This window comes from Anabaena sp. TISTR 8404, from assembly GCF_056847745.1.
This window is the reverse complement of sequence record NZ_CP180578.1, coordinates 2,567,466-2,585,703: the sequence shown is the minus strand read 5'-3', so window position 1 is coordinate 2,585,703 and position 18,238 is coordinate 2,567,466. Positions and strand designations below refer to the sequence as shown.

At 39.9% G+C, this 18,238-nt stretch carries 16 protein-coding genes; 7 read left to right on the top strand and 9 right to left on the bottom strand.

The genetic code is table 11. The features are described from left to right. Positions 1–8 precede the first annotated feature (8 nt). Entirely contained in the window at positions 9–932 is a 924-nt protein-coding gene (locus tag ACMX3D_RS11185) for a nucleoside hydrolase (protein WP_482751488.1), read from the top strand. A gap of 129 nt (positions 933–1,061) precedes the next feature. Here the strand turns inward: ACMX3D_RS11185 and ACMX3D_RS11180 are convergent, their stop codons facing one another. After that, entirely contained in the window at positions 1,062–3,716 is a 2,655-nt protein-coding gene (locus ACMX3D_RS11180; RefSeq protein ID WP_482751487.1) for a PAS domain S-box protein, read from the bottom strand. Between the two features lie 148 nt (positions 3,717–3,864). After that, positions 3,865–4,284: a response regulator gene (locus tag ACMX3D_RS11175; RefSeq protein WP_482751486.1), complete on the bottom strand. Its 420-nt coding sequence runs from the start codon at positions 4,282–4,284 to the stop codon at positions 3,865–3,867. 249 nt (positions 4,285–4,533) lie between these two features. Here ACMX3D_RS11175 and ACMX3D_RS11170 point away from each other — a divergent pair, with 249 nt between their 5' ends. Further along, entirely contained in the window at positions 4,534–5,838 is a 1,305-nt protein-coding gene (locus ACMX3D_RS11170) for a glutamate-5-semialdehyde dehydrogenase (protein WP_482751485.1), read from the top strand. Between the two features lie 53 nt (positions 5,839–5,891). Here ACMX3D_RS11170 and ACMX3D_RS11165 read toward each other — a convergent pair whose 3' ends face one another. The 3 genes from ACMX3D_RS11165 to ACMX3D_RS11155 are packed head-to-tail and all read right to left on the bottom strand — an operon-like array spanning position 5,892 to position 8,053. Further along, positions 5,892–6,227: an element excision factor XisI family protein gene (locus tag ACMX3D_RS11165; protein WP_482751484.1), complete on the bottom strand. Its 336-nt coding sequence runs from the start codon at positions 6,225–6,227 to the stop codon at positions 5,892–5,894. After that, positions 6,215–6,631: an element excision factor XisH family protein gene (locus ACMX3D_RS11160; RefSeq protein WP_482751483.1), complete on the bottom strand. Its 417-nt coding sequence runs from the start codon at positions 6,629–6,631 to the stop codon at positions 6,215–6,217. The genes ACMX3D_RS11165 and ACMX3D_RS11160 overlap by 13 nt, the downstream gene beginning before the upstream one ends. 6 nt (positions 6,632–6,637) lie before the next feature. Further along, on the bottom strand, positions 6,638–8,053 hold the full coding sequence (locus ACMX3D_RS11155; protein WP_482751482.1) for an isochorismate synthase: 1,416 nt from the start codon (positions 8,051–8,053) through the stop codon (positions 6,638–6,640). Positions 8,054–8,490: 437 nt separating this feature from the next. On the opposite strand from ACMX3D_RS11155, the gene menA reads away from it, so the two are divergent. The 4 genes from menA to ACMX3D_RS11135 all read left to right on the top strand — a co-directional run bounded on the left by menA (position 8,491) and on the right by ACMX3D_RS11135 (position 12,465). Beyond that, positions 8,491–9,390, top strand: a complete 900-nt coding sequence (gene menA, locus ACMX3D_RS11150; protein WP_482751481.1) for a 2-carboxy-1,4-naphthoquinone phytyltransferase — start codon at positions 8,491–8,493, stop codon at positions 9,388–9,390. Beyond that, on the top strand, positions 9,390–10,463 hold the full coding sequence (locus ACMX3D_RS11145) for an o-succinylbenzoate synthase (RefSeq protein WP_482751480.1): 1,074 nt from the start codon (positions 9,390–9,392) through the stop codon (positions 10,461–10,463). The genes menA and ACMX3D_RS11145 overlap by 1 nt, the downstream gene beginning before the upstream one ends. Next, entirely contained in the window at positions 10,448–11,938 is a 1,491-nt protein-coding gene (locus tag ACMX3D_RS11140; RefSeq protein WP_482751479.1) for a 2-succinylbenzoate--CoA ligase, read from the top strand. The genes ACMX3D_RS11145 and ACMX3D_RS11140 overlap by 16 nt, the downstream gene beginning before the upstream one ends. Before the next feature lie 401 nt (positions 11,939–12,339). Further along, a complete protein-coding gene (locus tag ACMX3D_RS11135; protein WP_482751478.1) occupies positions 12,340–12,465 on the top strand; it encodes a DUF433 domain-containing protein in 126 nt (41 codons plus the stop codon). 101 nt (positions 12,466–12,566) lie between these two features. Here ACMX3D_RS11135 and ACMX3D_RS11130 read toward each other — a convergent pair whose 3' ends face one another. The 4 genes from ACMX3D_RS11130 to ACMX3D_RS11115 all read right to left on the bottom strand — a co-directional run bounded on the left by ACMX3D_RS11130 (position 12,567) and on the right by ACMX3D_RS11115 (position 16,771). After that, positions 12,567–13,013, bottom strand: a complete 447-nt coding sequence (locus ACMX3D_RS11130) for an acyl-CoA thioesterase (protein WP_482751477.1) — start codon at positions 13,011–13,013, stop codon at positions 12,567–12,569. Positions 13,014–13,097: 84 nt separating this feature from the next. After that, positions 13,098–14,183 carry a T3SS effector HopA1 family protein gene (locus ACMX3D_RS11125; protein ID WP_482751476.1) on the bottom strand — a complete coding sequence of 362 codons (1,086 nt, stop codon included), beginning with the start codon at positions 14,181–14,183 and terminating at the stop codon, positions 13,098–13,100. 46 nt (positions 14,184–14,229) lie between these two features. Beyond that, entirely contained in the window at positions 14,230–15,468 is a 1,239-nt protein-coding gene (locus tag ACMX3D_RS11120; protein ID WP_482751475.1) for a phosphotransferase family protein, read from the bottom strand. Between the two features lie 985 nt (positions 15,469–16,453). Further along, positions 16,454–16,771, bottom strand: coding sequence for a TMEM14 family protein (locus tag ACMX3D_RS11115; protein ID WP_482751474.1), 318 nt, complete (start codon positions 16,769–16,771; stop codon positions 16,454–16,456). An 87-nt stretch (positions 16,772–16,858) separates the two neighbouring features. On the opposite strand from ACMX3D_RS11115, the gene ACMX3D_RS11110 reads away from it, so the two are divergent. Then, positions 16,859–18,214, top strand: coding sequence for an ATP-binding protein (locus ACMX3D_RS11110; protein WP_482751473.1), 1,356 nt, complete (start codon positions 16,859–16,861; stop codon positions 18,212–18,214). The last annotated feature ends 24 nt before the right edge of the window (positions 18,215–18,238 follow it).

Sequence of the window (18,238 nt, the reverse complement as noted above, 5' to 3'; positions counted from 1 at the left end):
CTCCTTATATGTCAAAACAACTTGTATTAATGGATCATGATGGTGGTGTAGATGATTATCTCGCCACTATGCTGCTGTTAACGATGGATCATATAGAACTTCTCGGTGTTGTCGTCACCCCAGCCGATTGTTATATTGAACCAGCCGTTAGCGCTACACGCAAAATTATTGATTTGATGGGATTTTCTCATATCCCCGTTGCCGAAAGCACAGTGCGGGGGATAAATCCATTTCCCCGTCTTTATCGACGTGATTCGTTTATTGTTGACCATCTCCCCATTCTCAACCAGCAGGATACTATTAACACTCCTTTGGTTGCAGAAGCCGGTCAAGATTTTATGGTGCGGGTATTGCGTGCAGCACCAGAACCAGTCACGCTGATGGTAACTGGCCCATTAACAACAGTTGCAGTGGCGTTAGATAAAGCACCAGATATTGAAGCGAAAATTCAAAGAATTGTTTGGATGGGCGGCGCGTTGAATGTTGGTGGTAACGTTGAAAAAAGTTTAGAAGCGGGACAAGATGGTTCTGCGGAATGGAATGTCTATTGGGATGCTGTTTCAGCAGCGCGAGTTTGGCAAACACAGATTGAAATTATCATGTGTCCTTTAGATTTAACGAACAATGTACCCGTAACATCAGACATTGTGTACAAAATGGGCAAACAACGCCACTATCCCATCTCTGATTTAGCTGGACAATGTTACGCCTTGGTAATTCCGCAAGATTATTATTTTTGGGATGTGTTGGCGACAGCTTATTTAGGACACCCAGAATTTTATCAACTGCGAGAATGGGAAACGGAAATTATTACCTCTGGTCTGAGTCAAGGTCGAACTAAAGTTGTGCCTGGTGGGCGTAAGATTTATGCAATGGATCAAGTTGATAAAGATGCTTTTTATGCTTATATCTTGCAGCAATGGGCAAGGTAAATATTAAGCTGTTAAACATTTAATTTGCACATTGAGACCTCAGGGGGCAGGGGGCAGGGAGCAAGGTATAGGGTTTGCAGCTTTTACTACCATGAAAATAGTGCAATTTAAATGACGATTAGCTTATCTTCATTTACTTTTTGTTGTACTTGTCAATGCGTAAGTTTTACATACTTTACTTTGGGGAAAAGCAATTTTAACTTCTGTTCCTTGATGGCGGTTAATCTCGATAGTTCCTCTCAATTGTTTCACTAAACCTTGGACAAGATTGATACCTAATGTTTTAGACTTCTTGCTATCAAAATTAGCTGGTAGTCCAATTCCATTATCTTGAATGATGAGAATTAAATTCTGCTGATTTTCTGGATAAAAAGTGACTAAAATTTTACCTGTACAATTATTAGGAAAAGCGTATTTTAAAGAATTAGAAACTAATTCATTGATAATTAAACCACAGGGGATAGCCGTTTCAATATCTAAGTCAACATTTTCAATTTGAATACTAAGTTCGATTTGCTGAGAACTGATATCGTAGGCAGCAAATAAATGAGTAGTTAACTTAGCAATATACTGAGCAAAATCAATATTAGCGAGGTCTTCAGAAGAATATAGTGTTTCATGTACCAGAGCAATAGAGGCAATGCGGTTTTGACTATCACATAAAATGTTATTAGCTTGTGGATCTTGAGTTCGTCTAGACTGCATTTGTAGCAAGCTACTAACAATGGCTAAATTATTCTTGACGCGATGGTGAATTTCCTTAATTAATACTTCCTTTTCTTGCAAAGATGCTTCGATCTGCTCTTTTGCTTGTTTGCGTTCTGTGATGTCTTCAACAATATATGAAAATCTAGAATACCCGTTGGGACTGACTCCTATTGGGCTAACACTGGCAGAGAGCCATCTTTGTTCGTTGGGTGTGTCATGGGGATATTCAAACTGGATAGGAGCCTGAATTTGTTGGGCTTGGCGACAATGACTCACCCATTTCTGAATATTCAGTTGGGGTCTGCCTAAATCACTGGCAAACTGATTTTGCATTGCTTCTGGAGTAGTGCCAAAAAATTGAGCGGTGGCTTGGTTATCGGAAATGTGTAAAATGTCCTGGTTATGTAGCTCAATAATACCCATAAGCATTGCCCCACTGTTGAAGAAACTGCGGAGTGTTGATTCACTTTGTTGTAAATTGTCGTTGAGTTGGCTTAACTCGGTTGTGCGTTCTGCGACTCGAAGTTCTAGTTCTTCCTTGGCTTGTTGGCGTTCGGCTTCGATGCGTTTGCGTTCGGTGATTTCTTCGCACACAACACTGATAGCAATGATGTCTTTACCATCTTTTAACGGTAACCAGCTTTCTAACCAAGTTCGTTGCACACCGGGTTGAGCCGGAGTTTCTCCACTAATTTCGACATTGAGAATCGGTTGGCCTGTTTCTAAGACGGTGTAAAATAGTCTTTCAATGTCGTCAGCCAATTCAGGTAATAACTCACGCACCGTGCGACCGATATGCGCTTCTACAGGAAACCCATTGATTTCTGCTAGGCGCTGGTTAATACGGACAAAGCGGCAATCAGTGTCTAAGATACTCAACCCGATTGGGGCTGATTGATAGATAATTTCGATTTCAGCTAGTTGGCGCTGAAGCTGAATTTGACTTTCTTGTAATGCTGCCTCTGCTTGTTTCCGCTCAGTAATATCTGTGCAGGTGCCAATCCACTCGCTAATTGTGCCATCAGCATCTAAAATTGGTACAGCCCGAATAGCAAAATCGTGGTAATTGCCATCTTTCATCCGCAGTCGATACTCAGTTTCGTATGTGCTGTGATTTGTGTAAGATTCTTGCCATGTGGTATGGGCGCGATCGCGATCATCGGGGTGAACAAAATCAAGCCAACCCAATCCCAAGCTTTCCTCTATGGGTTGTCCAGAAAGTTCTTCCCACACCTCTGGCGCAGCTATTGTCATCCCATTGATATCAGTGCGCCAGACAATCTGAGCCGAAGCATGAACTAATGAGCGATATCGCCGTTCGCTCTGCTGCAACGCGGCTTGTGCTTGCTTGTGCTGATCGATTGCCATGACAGTTCCCGCCATACGGACAGGCTGTCCCAGTGCATCATAAAATGCGTGTCCTCTGGCCTCAAGCCAGTGAAGGCTACCATCTGCCCAAATAATGCGATACTCATGTTGGTAGGTGCTGTGAGTTTGCAGTGCTTGTTGTACTGCTTGGTTGATTGCCTGACGATCATCAGGATGTATGTAAGCTTCAAAGGTTTCATATTTACCATCAAAGCTACCAACAGCCAAACCAAATAATTGTTCGTGTTCTGGCGACCACTTGATTTCTCCCTTGACTATATCCCAGTCCCACATTCCCATTTTTGCCGCCGACAGAGCCATCCGCAGTTGCTCGGCATTTTCTTGAGCCAGTTTTTGGTTGAGTTGTATAATCTTCTGCGTGCTGTTGCGAAGATTGCTAGTTAGCAGGTTAATCGTCAAGGCAACAAGGAAGAAAATACCTAGTCGCAACACATCTTCTGTTTGAGCAATCCAGAGTTGATGTACGGGAGGAATCAAGAAATATTTGAGTGCCAGCGTTGACAGAGCAACTGTAACAATCCCCGGATAAAAACCACCATACCAAGTAGTTACAATGATTCCTATGTAAAAAAAAGTACCAAGAATTCGAGATATCAGGTTTTCTAGCGAAACTGACAGCAACAGAGCGATCGCAGTTGAAGCAATGGCAATACTGTAGGATAATAATCGTGGACAACGTCTCATCATTTTTCCCTCCCCTAGCTTTATATTCAATCAGCTTTGGGTTGTGACAAGGCAGTTCTAACATGCCCATCAAGAAAAAGAGTAAGAGAAAGGGTGTGGCTAAATGGGAAAAAGAAAGCCTGACAAATCTGGAATTCTATCCCTAAATCATCTAACCTTTTACGATATTTAGAAAGTTATAGCGGTTCATTGCTGTTTGAATGGCAACGTAAAGTTCTTGCTCTCTTACAGGTTTAAGGATATACCCAAATGGTAATGTCAGCGCTGCTCGTTCTACAGTACTTTTATCAGAATGTCCTGTGACATAAATAACAGGAATTTGCAGATGATTCCAGATTTTTTCTGCTGCTTGAATACCGTCTATTTTGCCCCGCAGGCGGATATCCATCAAAACTAAGTCGGGACGCAGCTTGCTTGCTTCCTCAATTGCTGCTTCTCCCGAATCTACAATATTAATAACTGTGTATCCCAGGGATTCTAAACTTTCCTGCAAATTACAGGCAAGAATATACTCATCTTCAACAACCAAGATTTGCCATAACTGAGAATTTTCTTGAGTGCCATCATTCATAATCATTAAATACTGAGCTTATTTTGGTGACGGCGTAGAAGATGCCTCTTTTACTACTATAAGAGAATAATAGGTATGGAAAAGGGTTTCAGGATTTGATAACCCAATACAGTTCAGATAAGTTTTTTTGTCTTTTACTGTTCCCTGTTCCCTGTTCCCTTGTCTCTACAGGGAAACATCGGACACGATACAACTAATTGATAGGATGGAAAATAAATGTTTGCGCCATAATTAAGAGTTATTTTTGATATGACTATTGCTCAAGTTGGGTCATCACTGGTTGAAATCGCTGGAGAAACTCGCGCCGCTGCTAGTAAGTTGGCAATTCTGGGGACAGAAGCGAAAAATCATGCGATTGAAGCGATCGCTCAAGCATTAGAATCGGCTAAAGAAGACATATTGCAAGCGAATGTGGCTGATTGTCAAGCGGCGGCGGCGGAAGGAATTGCCAAACCTTTATACAAGCGGTTGCAGTTAGATGAACATAAGTTAAGAGATGCGATCGCTGGTGTCCGAGATGTTGGTAAACTAACTGATCCTATCGGTAAAGTGCAGATTCACCGCGAACTTGATACTGGTTTAGTTCTCAAACGCATCACTTGTCCTTTGGGTGTATTGGGAATTATTTTTGAAGCACGTCCAGAAGCCGCAATTCAAATTGTTTCTTTGGCGATTAAATCAGGTAATGGTGTAATTCTCAAATGTGGCAAAGAAGCAGTACGTTCTTGTGAAGCAATAGTTAAAGCCATTAAACAAGGATTATCGCAAACTGCTGTTAGTCCTGATGCAGTGCAGTTGCTAACAACAAGAGAAGAAACTTTAGAACTTTTAAAATTAGATAAATATGTCGATTTAATTATTCCCAGAGGTTCTAATTCTTTTGTACGGTTTGTGCAAGAAAATACCCGCATTCCGGTACTTGGTCATGCTGATGGCATTTGTCATGCTTATATAGATAAAGCCGCTGATATTACTAAAGCAGTGGAGATTACTGTTGATGCCAAAATTCAATATGCTGCTGCTTGTAATGCTATTGAAACTTTATTAGTTCATCAATCAATTGCGGCAGAATTTTTACCCAAAGTTGCAGCCGCTTTAAAAGCCAACCATGTGGAATTAAAAGGTGATAAACGCACCTTAGAAATCTTACCTGAGATTGCCGCCGCCACCGAAATTGATTGGGAAACCGAATACAGCGATTTAATCTTGTCGATTAAAATTGTAGACTCATTAGAAGATGCGATCGCTCATATTAACGAATACGGTTCTCGCCACACCGACGCAATTATTACTGAAGATATCGCCACCGCAGAAGCTTTCTTCGGCTTGGTAAACTCCGCCGGAGTATTTCACAATTGTTCCACACGCTTTGCTGATGGTTTCCGCTACGGTTTTGGTGCAGAAGTCGGTATCAGTACTCAACAAATGCCGCCTCGCGGCCCCGTTGGTTTAGAAGGACTGGTAACGTATAAGTATCAAATGACTGGTGATGGACACATTGTAGCTAGTTACACTGGCGCAAATGCTAAGGCATTTATCCATCGGGATTTATAAAAATACTACCGATATCCTTGTTAGAGACGTTGCATTGCAATGTCTCTACATATTTATGTAACAGCAAATTCAGTATACTTTCTCACTTCTGCTGGTTGAAAAGCCAATACAATTTGGTCTTTAGGAATTCCTGCACTAACGAGTTCGTTAGCAATACCATCTTCTGTGCCGTCTCTTTGAATCCAGATTTTATTATTAATAAGATCAATATGTACAAGGCAACCATGTACTCGCTGTTTGTTTTCCCAACCAAGTGTCAGTAAAAGATAATGGTTTTTGTCTTGGTCAATAATTAACTGTCTTTCTAATTCTCCATAGGCGTAGGGAAGTTGGGCGTATTCATTTAAAACTTTTTGAATTATTTGGCGATAATCATCTACGGTAGCCATTCTATAATTACCTCGCTTTCTGAATTGAAGACGAGTAAACAAAAACGTTGATTTTCTATCAATATTTTACCAATTGGTTCTTGAAATAATTCTGAGTATGTTTCTTGACGAACAGCAAGATACAAGAGGCGGTCTGGTTCCAGGCGAGTGAGAATATCGTAGTATAAAATGTACTGTCCTAAAGCATTTTCTAGGTCTGCTACTGGAGAAGCACCTATAAAGCTTTTAACTTCTACTGCTATTTTTTTACCGCTTTTTTCTGCCCCTATTAGTTTTTCTGCACCTAAATCAATGTATAAATCTCTTGCACCCCATCTTAAGATAAATGGATCATTAGTAATTTGCCAATTATCTTTTTGGAGGGCGTTTATCACAGCATTGTGATAAATATCTTTAGCTGGCATAGCACATTACACCAATGCTTTGAGTAAAGCTTGCAGTTTCAATTGCACTTCTGCAAATTCTTTATCGGGATCAGAACCGGCGACGATACCTGCACCTGCGTAAAGTCTAGCGCGATCGCCATCAATTAACGCAGAACGAATACCGACAATAAACTCACAGTTCCCTTGCGAGTCTACCCAACCGAGAGGTGCGGCATATAAACCCCTCTCAAAGCTTTCGTAACGCCGAATTTCAGCACACGCCACATCTCTAGCAGCACCAGCAACGGCTGGTGTAGGATGCAGTTGGGCAACTATTTTTAATGGATGGACGTTAGCTGGAACTTTGGCGCTAATAGGTGTCCATAAATGCTGGATGTTAGATAGCTGTCGTAAGCGTGGCGGTAATACTTGGGGTGACAATCCTAGTTGTAATAAACGTTGAGTAATAAAGTCAATCACTAATGAGTGTTCGTGTCGTTCTTTGTCACTGTTCAGCAAACGATTTGCATTAGCAGCATCTTCCGCTGGTGTTTTACCCCTGGGTGCAGAACCAGCTAAGGCATCTGTGATTAACTGTTGATTTTCAATACAAATTAATCTTTCTGGGCTTGCCCCGATAAAGTTTTGTCCTTTACCATTACTTGTAGAAAAAACATAACAATTAGGATGTATTTGTCTAAGATTATTTAATAATGTATATAAATTAAATTGATGATTTGCCTGAACATCCAAGGCATCTGCCAGCACAATTTTGCTTAAATAACTAGCCTGGATTTTTTCTAAAGCAGAAACAACAGAGCGTTTAAATTCTGTACCCTGAGTTACAGATTGCTGACGAATGTTTGCCGATACAATATCAAGTTTGGGCGATAAGTATTTTAAAGAATTAATCAGTTCGATGTTGTCACACAAATTCTGCCAAATTTTTTGTAGCTGCGCATTAGCAGTTATTAATATGTTAGCGACTAAGACGCATTGCTGATTTTTCACAGCTATTTGCCAACGCGGTAGAAAAATTGTAGCGGCGGGAAAAGGATAGTCAGATTGAATGTTTTGATTAAAAAAACTAAAGTAACAAAAAAAGCGTGGACTGGCAAAAGGTGGATGATTATCTCCAAAAGTAATTATATTTTTTAGACAATTTTTGATAAAATATTCTGCTTGATTAAAACGGTCTTGCCCATCAATTTGTAATGTTGCCACTGCATCAATTGCAGCGATCGCTTCTGCTTTACCTTTGTTCTCAAAGTAAAAATTTATTTCATTTGCTTGCGCTAGTTTATCCAATACAACTAGAGGATCAACCCAGTCAAGCTCCAGCGAAATACTCACAATTTGCCGACAATTATTGTTGAGGCAATTTTCTTGAACCGCTAACAGAAATTGATATATGTCTTTGTGCTTTACAAAGAAGTTGTTACGACATGGTGAAACTGTCATGGATCTAAGAATAGTAAATTTTTTTTAAGTTATCTTCCTAAAGTGTAATTAAACATGGTCTATTTCTACAGGTAACATATTCAGTCACCATTTCACCAGAGTATGGTTTGCTTTGTTTAAGGTATTACTAAACGCTGACAAGCTATGCTCAGTTTTAACCTGCAATAAAAAATAAGTTTTACTAAGAAAGGGTTAACCAGTCCAAAAAAATGCTGAGTAATCAGTGCTAAGTGCCGAGTAAAATAATTGAAGAAGAATTCAAAAGCTAGACTTCAGAATTCAGCATCAATTAGTGGAGAATTCAAACTCGCCATTAATTCTAGACCACAGATTCTCAGATTTTTTGGAGGAATCATACAGCATTCATGCTGGCTGCTGACTCATGACTTCTGAAGTCTATTTTGATAAAATGTGGGTAATTTAATGAATATTAACTGATGACTATCAAGCAGATTTCACCTCCCAAAAGTAAACTGTGGATGGCAGCAATTAAACCACCAATGTACAGTGTTGCTATTATGCCTATATGGATAGGAACAGCAATTGCTTTTGCCGAAACAAAAATTTTGAATACTACAGTATTTTTGACTTTTTTAATAGCAGCAATTTTAATTCTGTCCTGGGAAAATTTAAGTAATGATGTGTTTGATTCCGAAACAGGAATCGATAAAAATAAACATCATTCACTGGTGAATTTGACGGGTAATAAGTCGCTAATATTTTGGTTAGGAAATCTGTTTTTGGTGATCGGCTTGTTAGGAGTAATAGCGATCGCAACTTGGCAACAAGACCCAACTGTAATCATCATGGTGTTGGTGGCTTGTACTTTAGGCTATATGTACCAAGGGCCACCCTTTCGGCTAGGATACCAAGGATTAGGCGAAATTCTGTGCTTTTTTGCCTTTGGGCCGTTGTTAGTACCAACAGCATATTACAGCCAAACGCAAACTTGGTCGATCGCTAGTTTTGCTGCTTCAGTGGTGGTTGGGATTGTCACCAGCTTAATTTTGTTTTGTTCACACTTTCACCAAGTTAAAGATGACATAGCCGCAGGTAAGCGATCGCCTATTGTTCGACTCGGTACAGCCAACGGCGCAAAAGTTTTGGTTTGGTTTACCGCCAGTATCTATCCTTTGTCTTTATTGTTGGTTTTCTTGAGAATTTTCCCAGTTTGGACATTGTTGAGTTGGCTAAGTTTACCCTATGCCGTCAAATTATGTCGTCACGTCCAACAAAACCACAACCAGCCAGAAAAAGTTAGCAACTGTAAATTCATCGCAGTGGCTGTACATTTCTGGAGTTGTTTGTTATTGGGTGTGGGATTTTTTATCGGCTGATGAGTCTTAACAAACAAGAATTTATCCTCAGTACTCAGCAACGCCACTTGCTTCAACGGAGGGAACCTCCGCAACGCAGTGGCTCCTCAGCACTCAGCACTCAGCACTCACTACTTTTTGAATTTCGTCCTTATCAACGGAAATTTACGCGTCCACTCACCACTCATCACGGTGTTTGGGATATGCGCGAAGGTATTATTTTGCGTTTTGTTGATGAAGCACTTAATGTTGGCTGGGGAGAAATCGCGCCTATCAGTTGGTTTGGTTCAGAAACTTTAGAACAAGCTTTAGATTTTTGTCGCCAACTACCCAAAGAAATTACATCAAAGACAATTTTCTCTATTCCTGATTGTTTACCCGCTTGTCAATTTGGGTTTGAATCAGCCTTTGAGGGAGTAGGGAGTGGGGAGTGGGGAGTGGGAGAAAAGCTGAGTTGCAGTGGCTTATTATCAGCAGGGGAGGTGGCTTTACAGCAATGGTACAAGCTGTGGGAAAAAGGATATCGCACATTTAAATGGAAAATTGGTGTTGATGCGATCGCTCAAGAACTAACAATATTTGATACCCTAATTCGTAGCTTACCCGCCTCAGCCAAACTGCGCCTAGATGCTAACGGCGGACTCAGCTACGAAGAAGCTAAATTATGGCTGTCAACTTGCGATAACATCCAAGCAGAAGTACCTTTAGAAATTGAATTTCTAGAACAACCCCTACCTGTTGAAGAATTTGCGGGGATGTTGGAGTTAAGTAGATGTTACCAGACTGCGATCGCTTTAGATGAATCTGTTGCCACACTCCAGCAACTCATCAATTGTTATCAGCAAGGCTGGCGAGAAATTTTTGTCATCAAACCCGGAATTGTTGGTTCACCGTCGCGGCTGCGTCAGTTTTGCCAACAACATGAAATTGATGCTGTTTTTTCCTCTGTATTTGAGACTGTGATTGGTAGACAAGCTGCACTTAACCTAGCAGCAGAATTATCTCGTAAAAACAGAGCAGTTGGTTTTGGCGTTGATCATTTTTTTGCCCAAGCAGAAGCCACCAGTCCTGAAAGTTTATGGAACAACCTTTAACTTATCTGCAAAATTTGTCTCAACATGATTGGCTAATTGGTGACAACAGCCATCAATTTTCAGCACTAGCCGAAGAATTATATTTAGAACTAACAGAAATATCAAAACAACGTCATACACCACCAAAAATTATCCTAGCGGAACGCGAACCAGTAAAATTTTTAGCTTGTTTTCTCGCCGCTTGTGCAGCTAATTGTCCAGTCTTCCTTTGTAACCCCGACTGGGGAACACAAGAATGGCAACAAGTATTTGAATTAGTCCAACCAGATATCATTTGGGGAATCGAAAATAGGAAATTATTAGTAAATACTAATCCCCACTCCCCACTCCCCACTCCCTACTCAGCACTCAGCACTCCCCACTCCCCACTCCCCACTCCCCACTCAGCACTCAGCACTCAGCACTCAGCACTTAGTAAGCACTCACCACTCATCATGATTCCCACAGGTGGTTCATCAGGCAAGATAAAATTCGCCATCCACACATGGGAAACTCTCACTGCATCTGTGCAAGGTTTTACAAAATATTTTCAGTTAACACAAGTAAATTCTTTTTGTGTATTACCCCCATATCATGTCAGTGGGTTAATGCAATTTATGCGTTCTTTCACGACTGGCGGTAAACTAGCAATTTTGCCATTCAAAACTATAGAATTTGGTCAAATACCTTCTATTCAACCCTCAACATTTTTCATTTCCTTAGTCCCAACTCAACTACAACGCCTTTTACAAAATGCCGAATTAACCCAATGGTTAGCCCAATTTCATACTGTAATGTTGGGCGGCGCACCAGCTTGGAAAGAATTATTAGAAAAAGCACGATTTCACAACATTAGGTTAGCACCAACTTATGGGATGACAGAAACTGCCTCGCAAATAGCTACCCTCAAACCTGATGATTTTCTCCAAGGGAAAATTAACAGTGGGCAAGTTTTACCTCATGCTCAGGTAACAATTCGCAATCAACAATGCGAAGTTTTACAACCTAATCAAATTGGCAATATCACTATTCAAGCTCAATCTTTAGCCTTTGGTTACTATCCTGATAATTGGGAAAATCAAGATTACTTCCAAGTAGATGATTTAGGTTTTTTAGATGACCAAGGGTATCTTAATATTATCGGACGTAGCAGCGACAAAATCATTACAGGTGGAGAAAACGTTTACCCAGCCGAAATAGAATCAGCTATCCGTGAAACAGAAATGGTTGCTGATGTTTGTGTAATTGGTGTACCAGATCAACATTGGGGACAGGCATTAACAGCTATATATATTCCTCAAGATGCCAATACTTCTACTTTAGAAATTGAAACTTTACTTAAACAGAAATTGAGTAAATTCAAAGTTCCTAAACATTGGATTTTCCTTGAAAATTTACCGCGTAATTCTCAAGGCAAAGTCAATCGTCAAGCACTACAACAAATAGCTAGAGACTTTCTGCACAATAATAATAGTGAACAGGTAACAGTAAAATAACTTGTTACTGCCTGACAATCAACTCGTTCGTCGCCAAGGAGGTAGCGTTCATAAGAAACCTTACGTCGTTCGTCACAAACGAGTTAAGGTTCTCTATCGATGAGGTAGAATTCATAAGAAACCTTACGGGGTTCGCCACAAACGAGTTAAGATTCTCTATGGATGAGGTAAGGTTGGTGACAAAAGCTAATTTTGAAAGTATAGCTGTAGTTATATAGATTAGGACACTGTAAAAGCGTTAATTTCAGGAGAAGTAATGTTTTTACCTCTTGCCTTCTGTCTCCTGCTATAAATTCAATTACAGCGCCGTACCTCACAAGCGGAAAATACAGATATCTATACCGACACACTTACTAGCTCATACAATAATATTGAGTGTGAAACAATAGGGAGAACAAGTTTTGGCAACTATTACCGATATCGGCACACTAATTAATCATAATCCTGAAATACACGGCGGTTGCCCAATTATTGCTGGTACAGGGGTGACAGTCCGCCGCATAGCTATCTGGTATAAACAAAGCTAAGTCAGCAGAATAAATGCAAAATCAGGTAGAATTTCTCAGTAGTTGGATTGATGCATAGCGCCAAGTCATCAAAATAAAACTACACATATAACCCAGAAATCTCACATCACCTCTCGTGATTTCCGCCTCTCCGCACCCTCTGCTTCTTTGCGGTTTGTTTCCAACCACTGCATAATTTCATCAGATAATTCTTGCTTCGTTCTACTATTCACATCAATACAAACATGGCGAGTTATAGCCTTAGAAATTAATACATTTTCAATGCTGATTTCGTAAGTAATTTCAAACTTATCAACACTAAGTTTTTGCGGAATTAAACTAATGCTTAACTCATCTCCGCAATACATGGGGCGCAGAAAATCAACATTAGCGTGAACAATTGGCAAAGCAACTGAAGGCTTCGTAAAAAAATCCTTGATGTTAATTCCTGAAGCTGCTAAAGAAGCTTCATACGCTTCATGACAAAAGCCCAAAACATTAGCAAAATAAACAACACCCGCAGCATCGGTATCGGAAAAGCGCACGGTACGGTTATAGATAAAAGACATTTTTGTATAATTAAAAATTAAAAAACAAAATAGCAGGCTATCAGCCTGCCATCTCAAATTATCTCACTGCCACAAAGACAGTTATCAATTTAAGGGGTAATATATATCCTCAGAACGAGGGTTGAGATAAGGGCGTTGCATATCAACTGAGTGAAGTGCAAAGTGTTTCTCAATTGACTTCATTCGTTCCTCGATCGCATTCTTCCCTTTTTGCCATACTTCTAGTAAAGCATGAGCGACAATTTGGCAACGGTTCATACCAAAACTTTCTTGCGCGGCGAATTTTTGCAGTGGTTCTTCGGCTAAACTCAATCCTGGGGCTAAAAACTTGGTGAACAAAGGGATTTCTGGCTGGAAGTGGAATTGATGTTCTGCATAAACAGCCTGAAGAATTTGGTGAATTGCTGGATAGTCGTCCCGTTCAAAATAAAGTAAGCCGGAATCGTAGCGTCCGTAGGCTCTGGGATTGTAAAGTACTTGAAAGGTAAAGGGAAGAGATGCTTTGTTGAGTTGCTGCGTCAGACTATCCATGAGTGCGATCGCCCCATCTGCCGTAATATTAAAATAGATTCTTCCTGTTCCCAACTCATCATCTAAACTCTGACGTTCTTGTCCCACATCACTTACCGCCACATAACAGCCATTTTGCAGATGATTTTTGGGCATCCAAATAGACACAGACTCACCCGGTTTGGCAGATTTGCTATGAGGTTTGAGATGGCAATCTGGCTCAACATATAATGTTAAACCAAATTTCGTCACTGCCATACTACCATCAGGCTCTTGACGTAACACTTGCCAACTAGGGTCAAAATATCCCTTACCGTGATTATTCGCGTGCAGTTGCGCGTAAAATTCCCAATCAATACCCAAATGAGAATTGTTAACTAAATTCTGCGGTGGCAAGCACTCAGGTGTATCAGTGTTCACAGCTAAAACGTTTTGCAGAGAACCGTTGTAATAAATTCCATACAGGAAATTACGGAGTAGCAAAGTTAGATATTTCTGCTGTAAAGCCGCAGAATTTTGCTGAAATCTATCTGCTACTCTAGCTGGTAGGGCAAAAGGTTGATAATCAGGATGATGAATCGAAAAGTTAGATTCAATCTGGATATTTCTCGAAATATCAAACAGAGAATCTAACAGAGGATTGGTAGAAGTATCTAGCATTCTGAATGAAGGATGAAGTATGAAGTTTGAAACTTTAGCCTACTTTTTAACAGCCACGCAGACGGGTTTTCTCGTAATAGAGACGAACTAATTTCTGTTCTTTTTGCGGTTGGGTTAGTTGATGCTGTTTAGCCATAGGGTCAATAATTGCTGATGCGGTAACACCGAAAACAGTCTGTACAGATTTATCTGGCATAGTTAGCAGATTTTGTGCTACCTGTAGCGCACACATATCAGTATTATCAAACTGCTGCTGATACTTTATTTTTTCTTGGATTTGGTGAATTAGTCCTAACCCAGCAAACTGAGTTACACGCTCTACAAAGTCTGGCCGATGTTCTAAAATAGCGGGAAATGCATTGAGATAAGCTTGAATTAAAGTCAGTAATGACGGTTGAATTGCTTCTAGTGGGATTAGTGCTAACTGCATAGATTCTTCTAATTCCAGCATGGAATCTACTAGTAAACTGGAAAGCCAAATCCTCAAATAACTGGCAATTAAAGTGCCTAAATCATAAACTGGATCTCCCCAGGCGCAAGCTTCCCAGTCGATGAGACGGACTAAGCAATTATCTAATTTATCCCAGCGAGAATGTAGCAAAATGTTGTTTAACTTTAAATCGTTGTGAGTTAAACAGCAAGGTTTCCATTCACAGGCTAAATCTGCGATCGCCGATTCTAAACTTTCATAGCGCTGATAAAAAGTATAAAATTGCAATGCTGATTTTGGAACTGTACCAAAAATATCAGGAGTCAGTGATTCTACACCTTGTGCTGGGTTGTAAAAGTTATAGCGATACTGTCCTTCTGGCGCAGTGGCCATAAAATCACGATATTCTCGGCGTTGGAAAGTCGCGCGATGCAGTCCCGCAATTGTAGTGCCGATAGCAGTGGCAATTTCTGTAGGAAAGCTATCGTTATTTTGATAAAAGTTATTTAATTCGAGATATTCACTTAAATAATTGCGGACAAGGATGGAATTTTCCTCGTCGTAATGTACTACTAATGATGCGATCGCCGCAATATTACCTAAAACTGGAAACTGCCGCAGTAATTGGTGAAATAACCACTCATTAAAAAACTCGTGGAGATTTCCCTCATTACCTTGAAGATGTTCTTGTTTAACTAGCAGTTGGCGATTATTTCCCAGAGTCACTAGTAAATTGAAATTCTTTCTGCTACTTCCCGGCACATCAGATAAGTCTGAGTTGCCATCTTCCAAGCTACACAGCCCTGTTGCTTGCAGATACTGAATAACATTTTGAGAAGATAGTGGTAATAACATATTGGATTTCCTAATTCGTAAAAGTGCTGAGATAATCAATTACTTAATTACAGGATTATTTTTACTTGGGAACTTTAAGTAGGTAGCAACAAGTATCTAAAAATCATTTATTCTTTCTATACTACTAATATCTTATTTCTGATATTTAAGACTGCCAAAATGGCATTAATAACTTTATTTATGCTTTAAATACTACTGACATAGACTATAAAAACTTTAAAATCATGAGATTATTTCGTGGAAAATACTAAATTTAATTACTATTATGTTTAAATCATAAACATATTCATGCTTCGGGAGAAAATTAAAAAATAATTAATAGGCTCTACCACTGATTTTGATTGACTGCTATTTTGAGTAACTAAATTGACGTTAGCAATATCATCTTGATAAAAAAGCATTGTCTGGCATTGTTTTCAGGTTTTTAGATTAGTGGTTAACTATGTGTAAATTTAGCTAATATAGTTAACAGCATAAATATTCAGTAGCATAAAAAACATTATCTTTTAATCACATAATAATTATTAGATATGCGTAATTGATGGCTGAAATAGCTCATAAATACGCGCTAATAATTGAATGTTTACCCAAGGTTAACTGTCTGAAGATGAATATTACAGAAAAATTAGGATGCAGAGATTACGCAGGATTTTGATTCATCCTGAAACGTGGCTACTAAACGCCGTATACATAATTGATTGCGTTATCAACGTGAGATAAACGCACAAACCCCGGTTGCTCAATGGGTAGACTCTCAACTGTACCCAAAACTGCAAACATTACATGCAATATTACTTTTATCTATCATTAGTTAGTAAACAAAACCGGATGTTTTAGCAAAAGAATTGGGAATTTTTTACGGTTAAATATTAATAAATTATGATACTCGTTCAGCACGAGGCTAGATTTTTTACCAATGCAGCCTAATTGCCTAGCGATCGCCAAAGCCATACAATAATATAAATGTACTATTAAAGAGCTATTGTTACCGTAGCAACAGTTGATGTGCCATCATCACCAGTGCCAACGCCCCTAAAACAATCATCAATCCCGCAGGCATAAACTTGCGTGTCTTGGCAAATCTCATAGTAAACACAACCACTAAAACCGCAGTTACACAAAATGCTAAAGTCAAACCCCAACTTTGCCCTTGCAGCTGAAAGTAAGCAGATAAAATCAGTAACAAACCACTAACACCACCACTGAGGAGCGAAACTGTACTACGCGCCTGAACGTAGCCAATAATCCCACCAACAATTGCTAAAATACCGTAGGCAAAAGCAGCAATTATACTTAAATTCATTGTTAAAACCTATGTAGATTTTGACTTTACAGCCAAGGTCGGCAGACAATTTACCATAGCTATTTAGCTACATCACCCAGTTGATTGATGGATATTCCAGCGATGGCAACGGCAAGTACTTCGTCCTATGCCCAGGTTCAATTCCTCCAGCGTCAAGCAGCATCTCTTTTACTCTACCAATCTGTCCTCCAGAGCGAAGCCGGGTTCGCCTTTCTGGAACTGTTGCAAGCAATACGTTACACTGATGCCGACGCGAGGGGTTGTCTCCTAGCCTATGGCAATTACTTCCACGCCTTAGCCGCACGAAACCAAAATTGGGAAGACTACTTAATTTCGCAAATTCTCATTTCCGAAAATCCTTTTAGCCGACTGGCGCAGCAACGAGATTTCCCAGAATTACCTCCTGCTTTAATTGCAGCCGCCCAACATGATTTACAGATATTACAAAGTCTGTATGAATGCAGCACAGCTGCTTTAAGCGAGTGGGTGCAAGCTGTTGCTCATTTGCCTGTTTCGCCTGTAGTTTGGTATCAAGAGTCCCATAATGCCGATAAGCAAATAACTCTTGACCTGCAAAATTGGGAAAATTGGGCTGATGCTGTGGAAGAATTAGCCGCCTGTTATCGAAAATTTGGCGTAGGTTTATTTGCCGAGTATCGCGCCTTGCGTTGGCAAGATGGGCAGTTTATTGGTATTCCTTATCCTGACCCAATAAAGTTAAGTACTCTGGTGGGGTATGAATTGCAGCGTGATGCTTTACTGAAAAATACAGAGTTTTTATTAGCAGGGGAAGCAGCACTGCACGTATTACTTTACGGTAGTCGCGGTTCGGGGAAATCTTCTTTAGTCAAAGCTTTGTTAAACGAGTATGGCGAACGTAACCTGCGGTTACTAGAAGTAGGCAAATCTGACTTGCAAGATTTACCAAAAATTGTGGAACAGTTACGCGGGTTGCCTCACAAATTTATTATTTTTGTTGATGACCTTTCTTTTGAGGAAGATGACGACGCTTTTAAAGCTTTGAAGGTAGTTTTAGAAGGTAATTTAACCGCACGTCCACAAAATGTAGTTGTCTACGCTACCTCCAACCGCCGCCATCTAATTCGAGAATACTTTGCTGATAGACCAGCCCCCAAAGATCACGAAGAAATCCATGCTTGGGATACCATGCAGGAGAAGTTATCATTTAGCGATCGCTTTGGTCTGACATTAACCTTTGAACCAGCAAATCAACAGACTTATTTAACAATTATTCGTCATTTAGCGGTACAAGGCAAAATTAATCTCAGCCCAGAAGATTTAGAATATCAAGCATTACAGTGGGCAACTCGCCATAACGGTCGTTCTGGACGCACCGCACGGCAGTTTATTGATTTTTTAAAAGCAGATATATCTCTCTTTGGGACAACTAATATTAAATCTGACACTCAGCCACAATCTTAATTACGAATTAGTTTAACTCCGCTA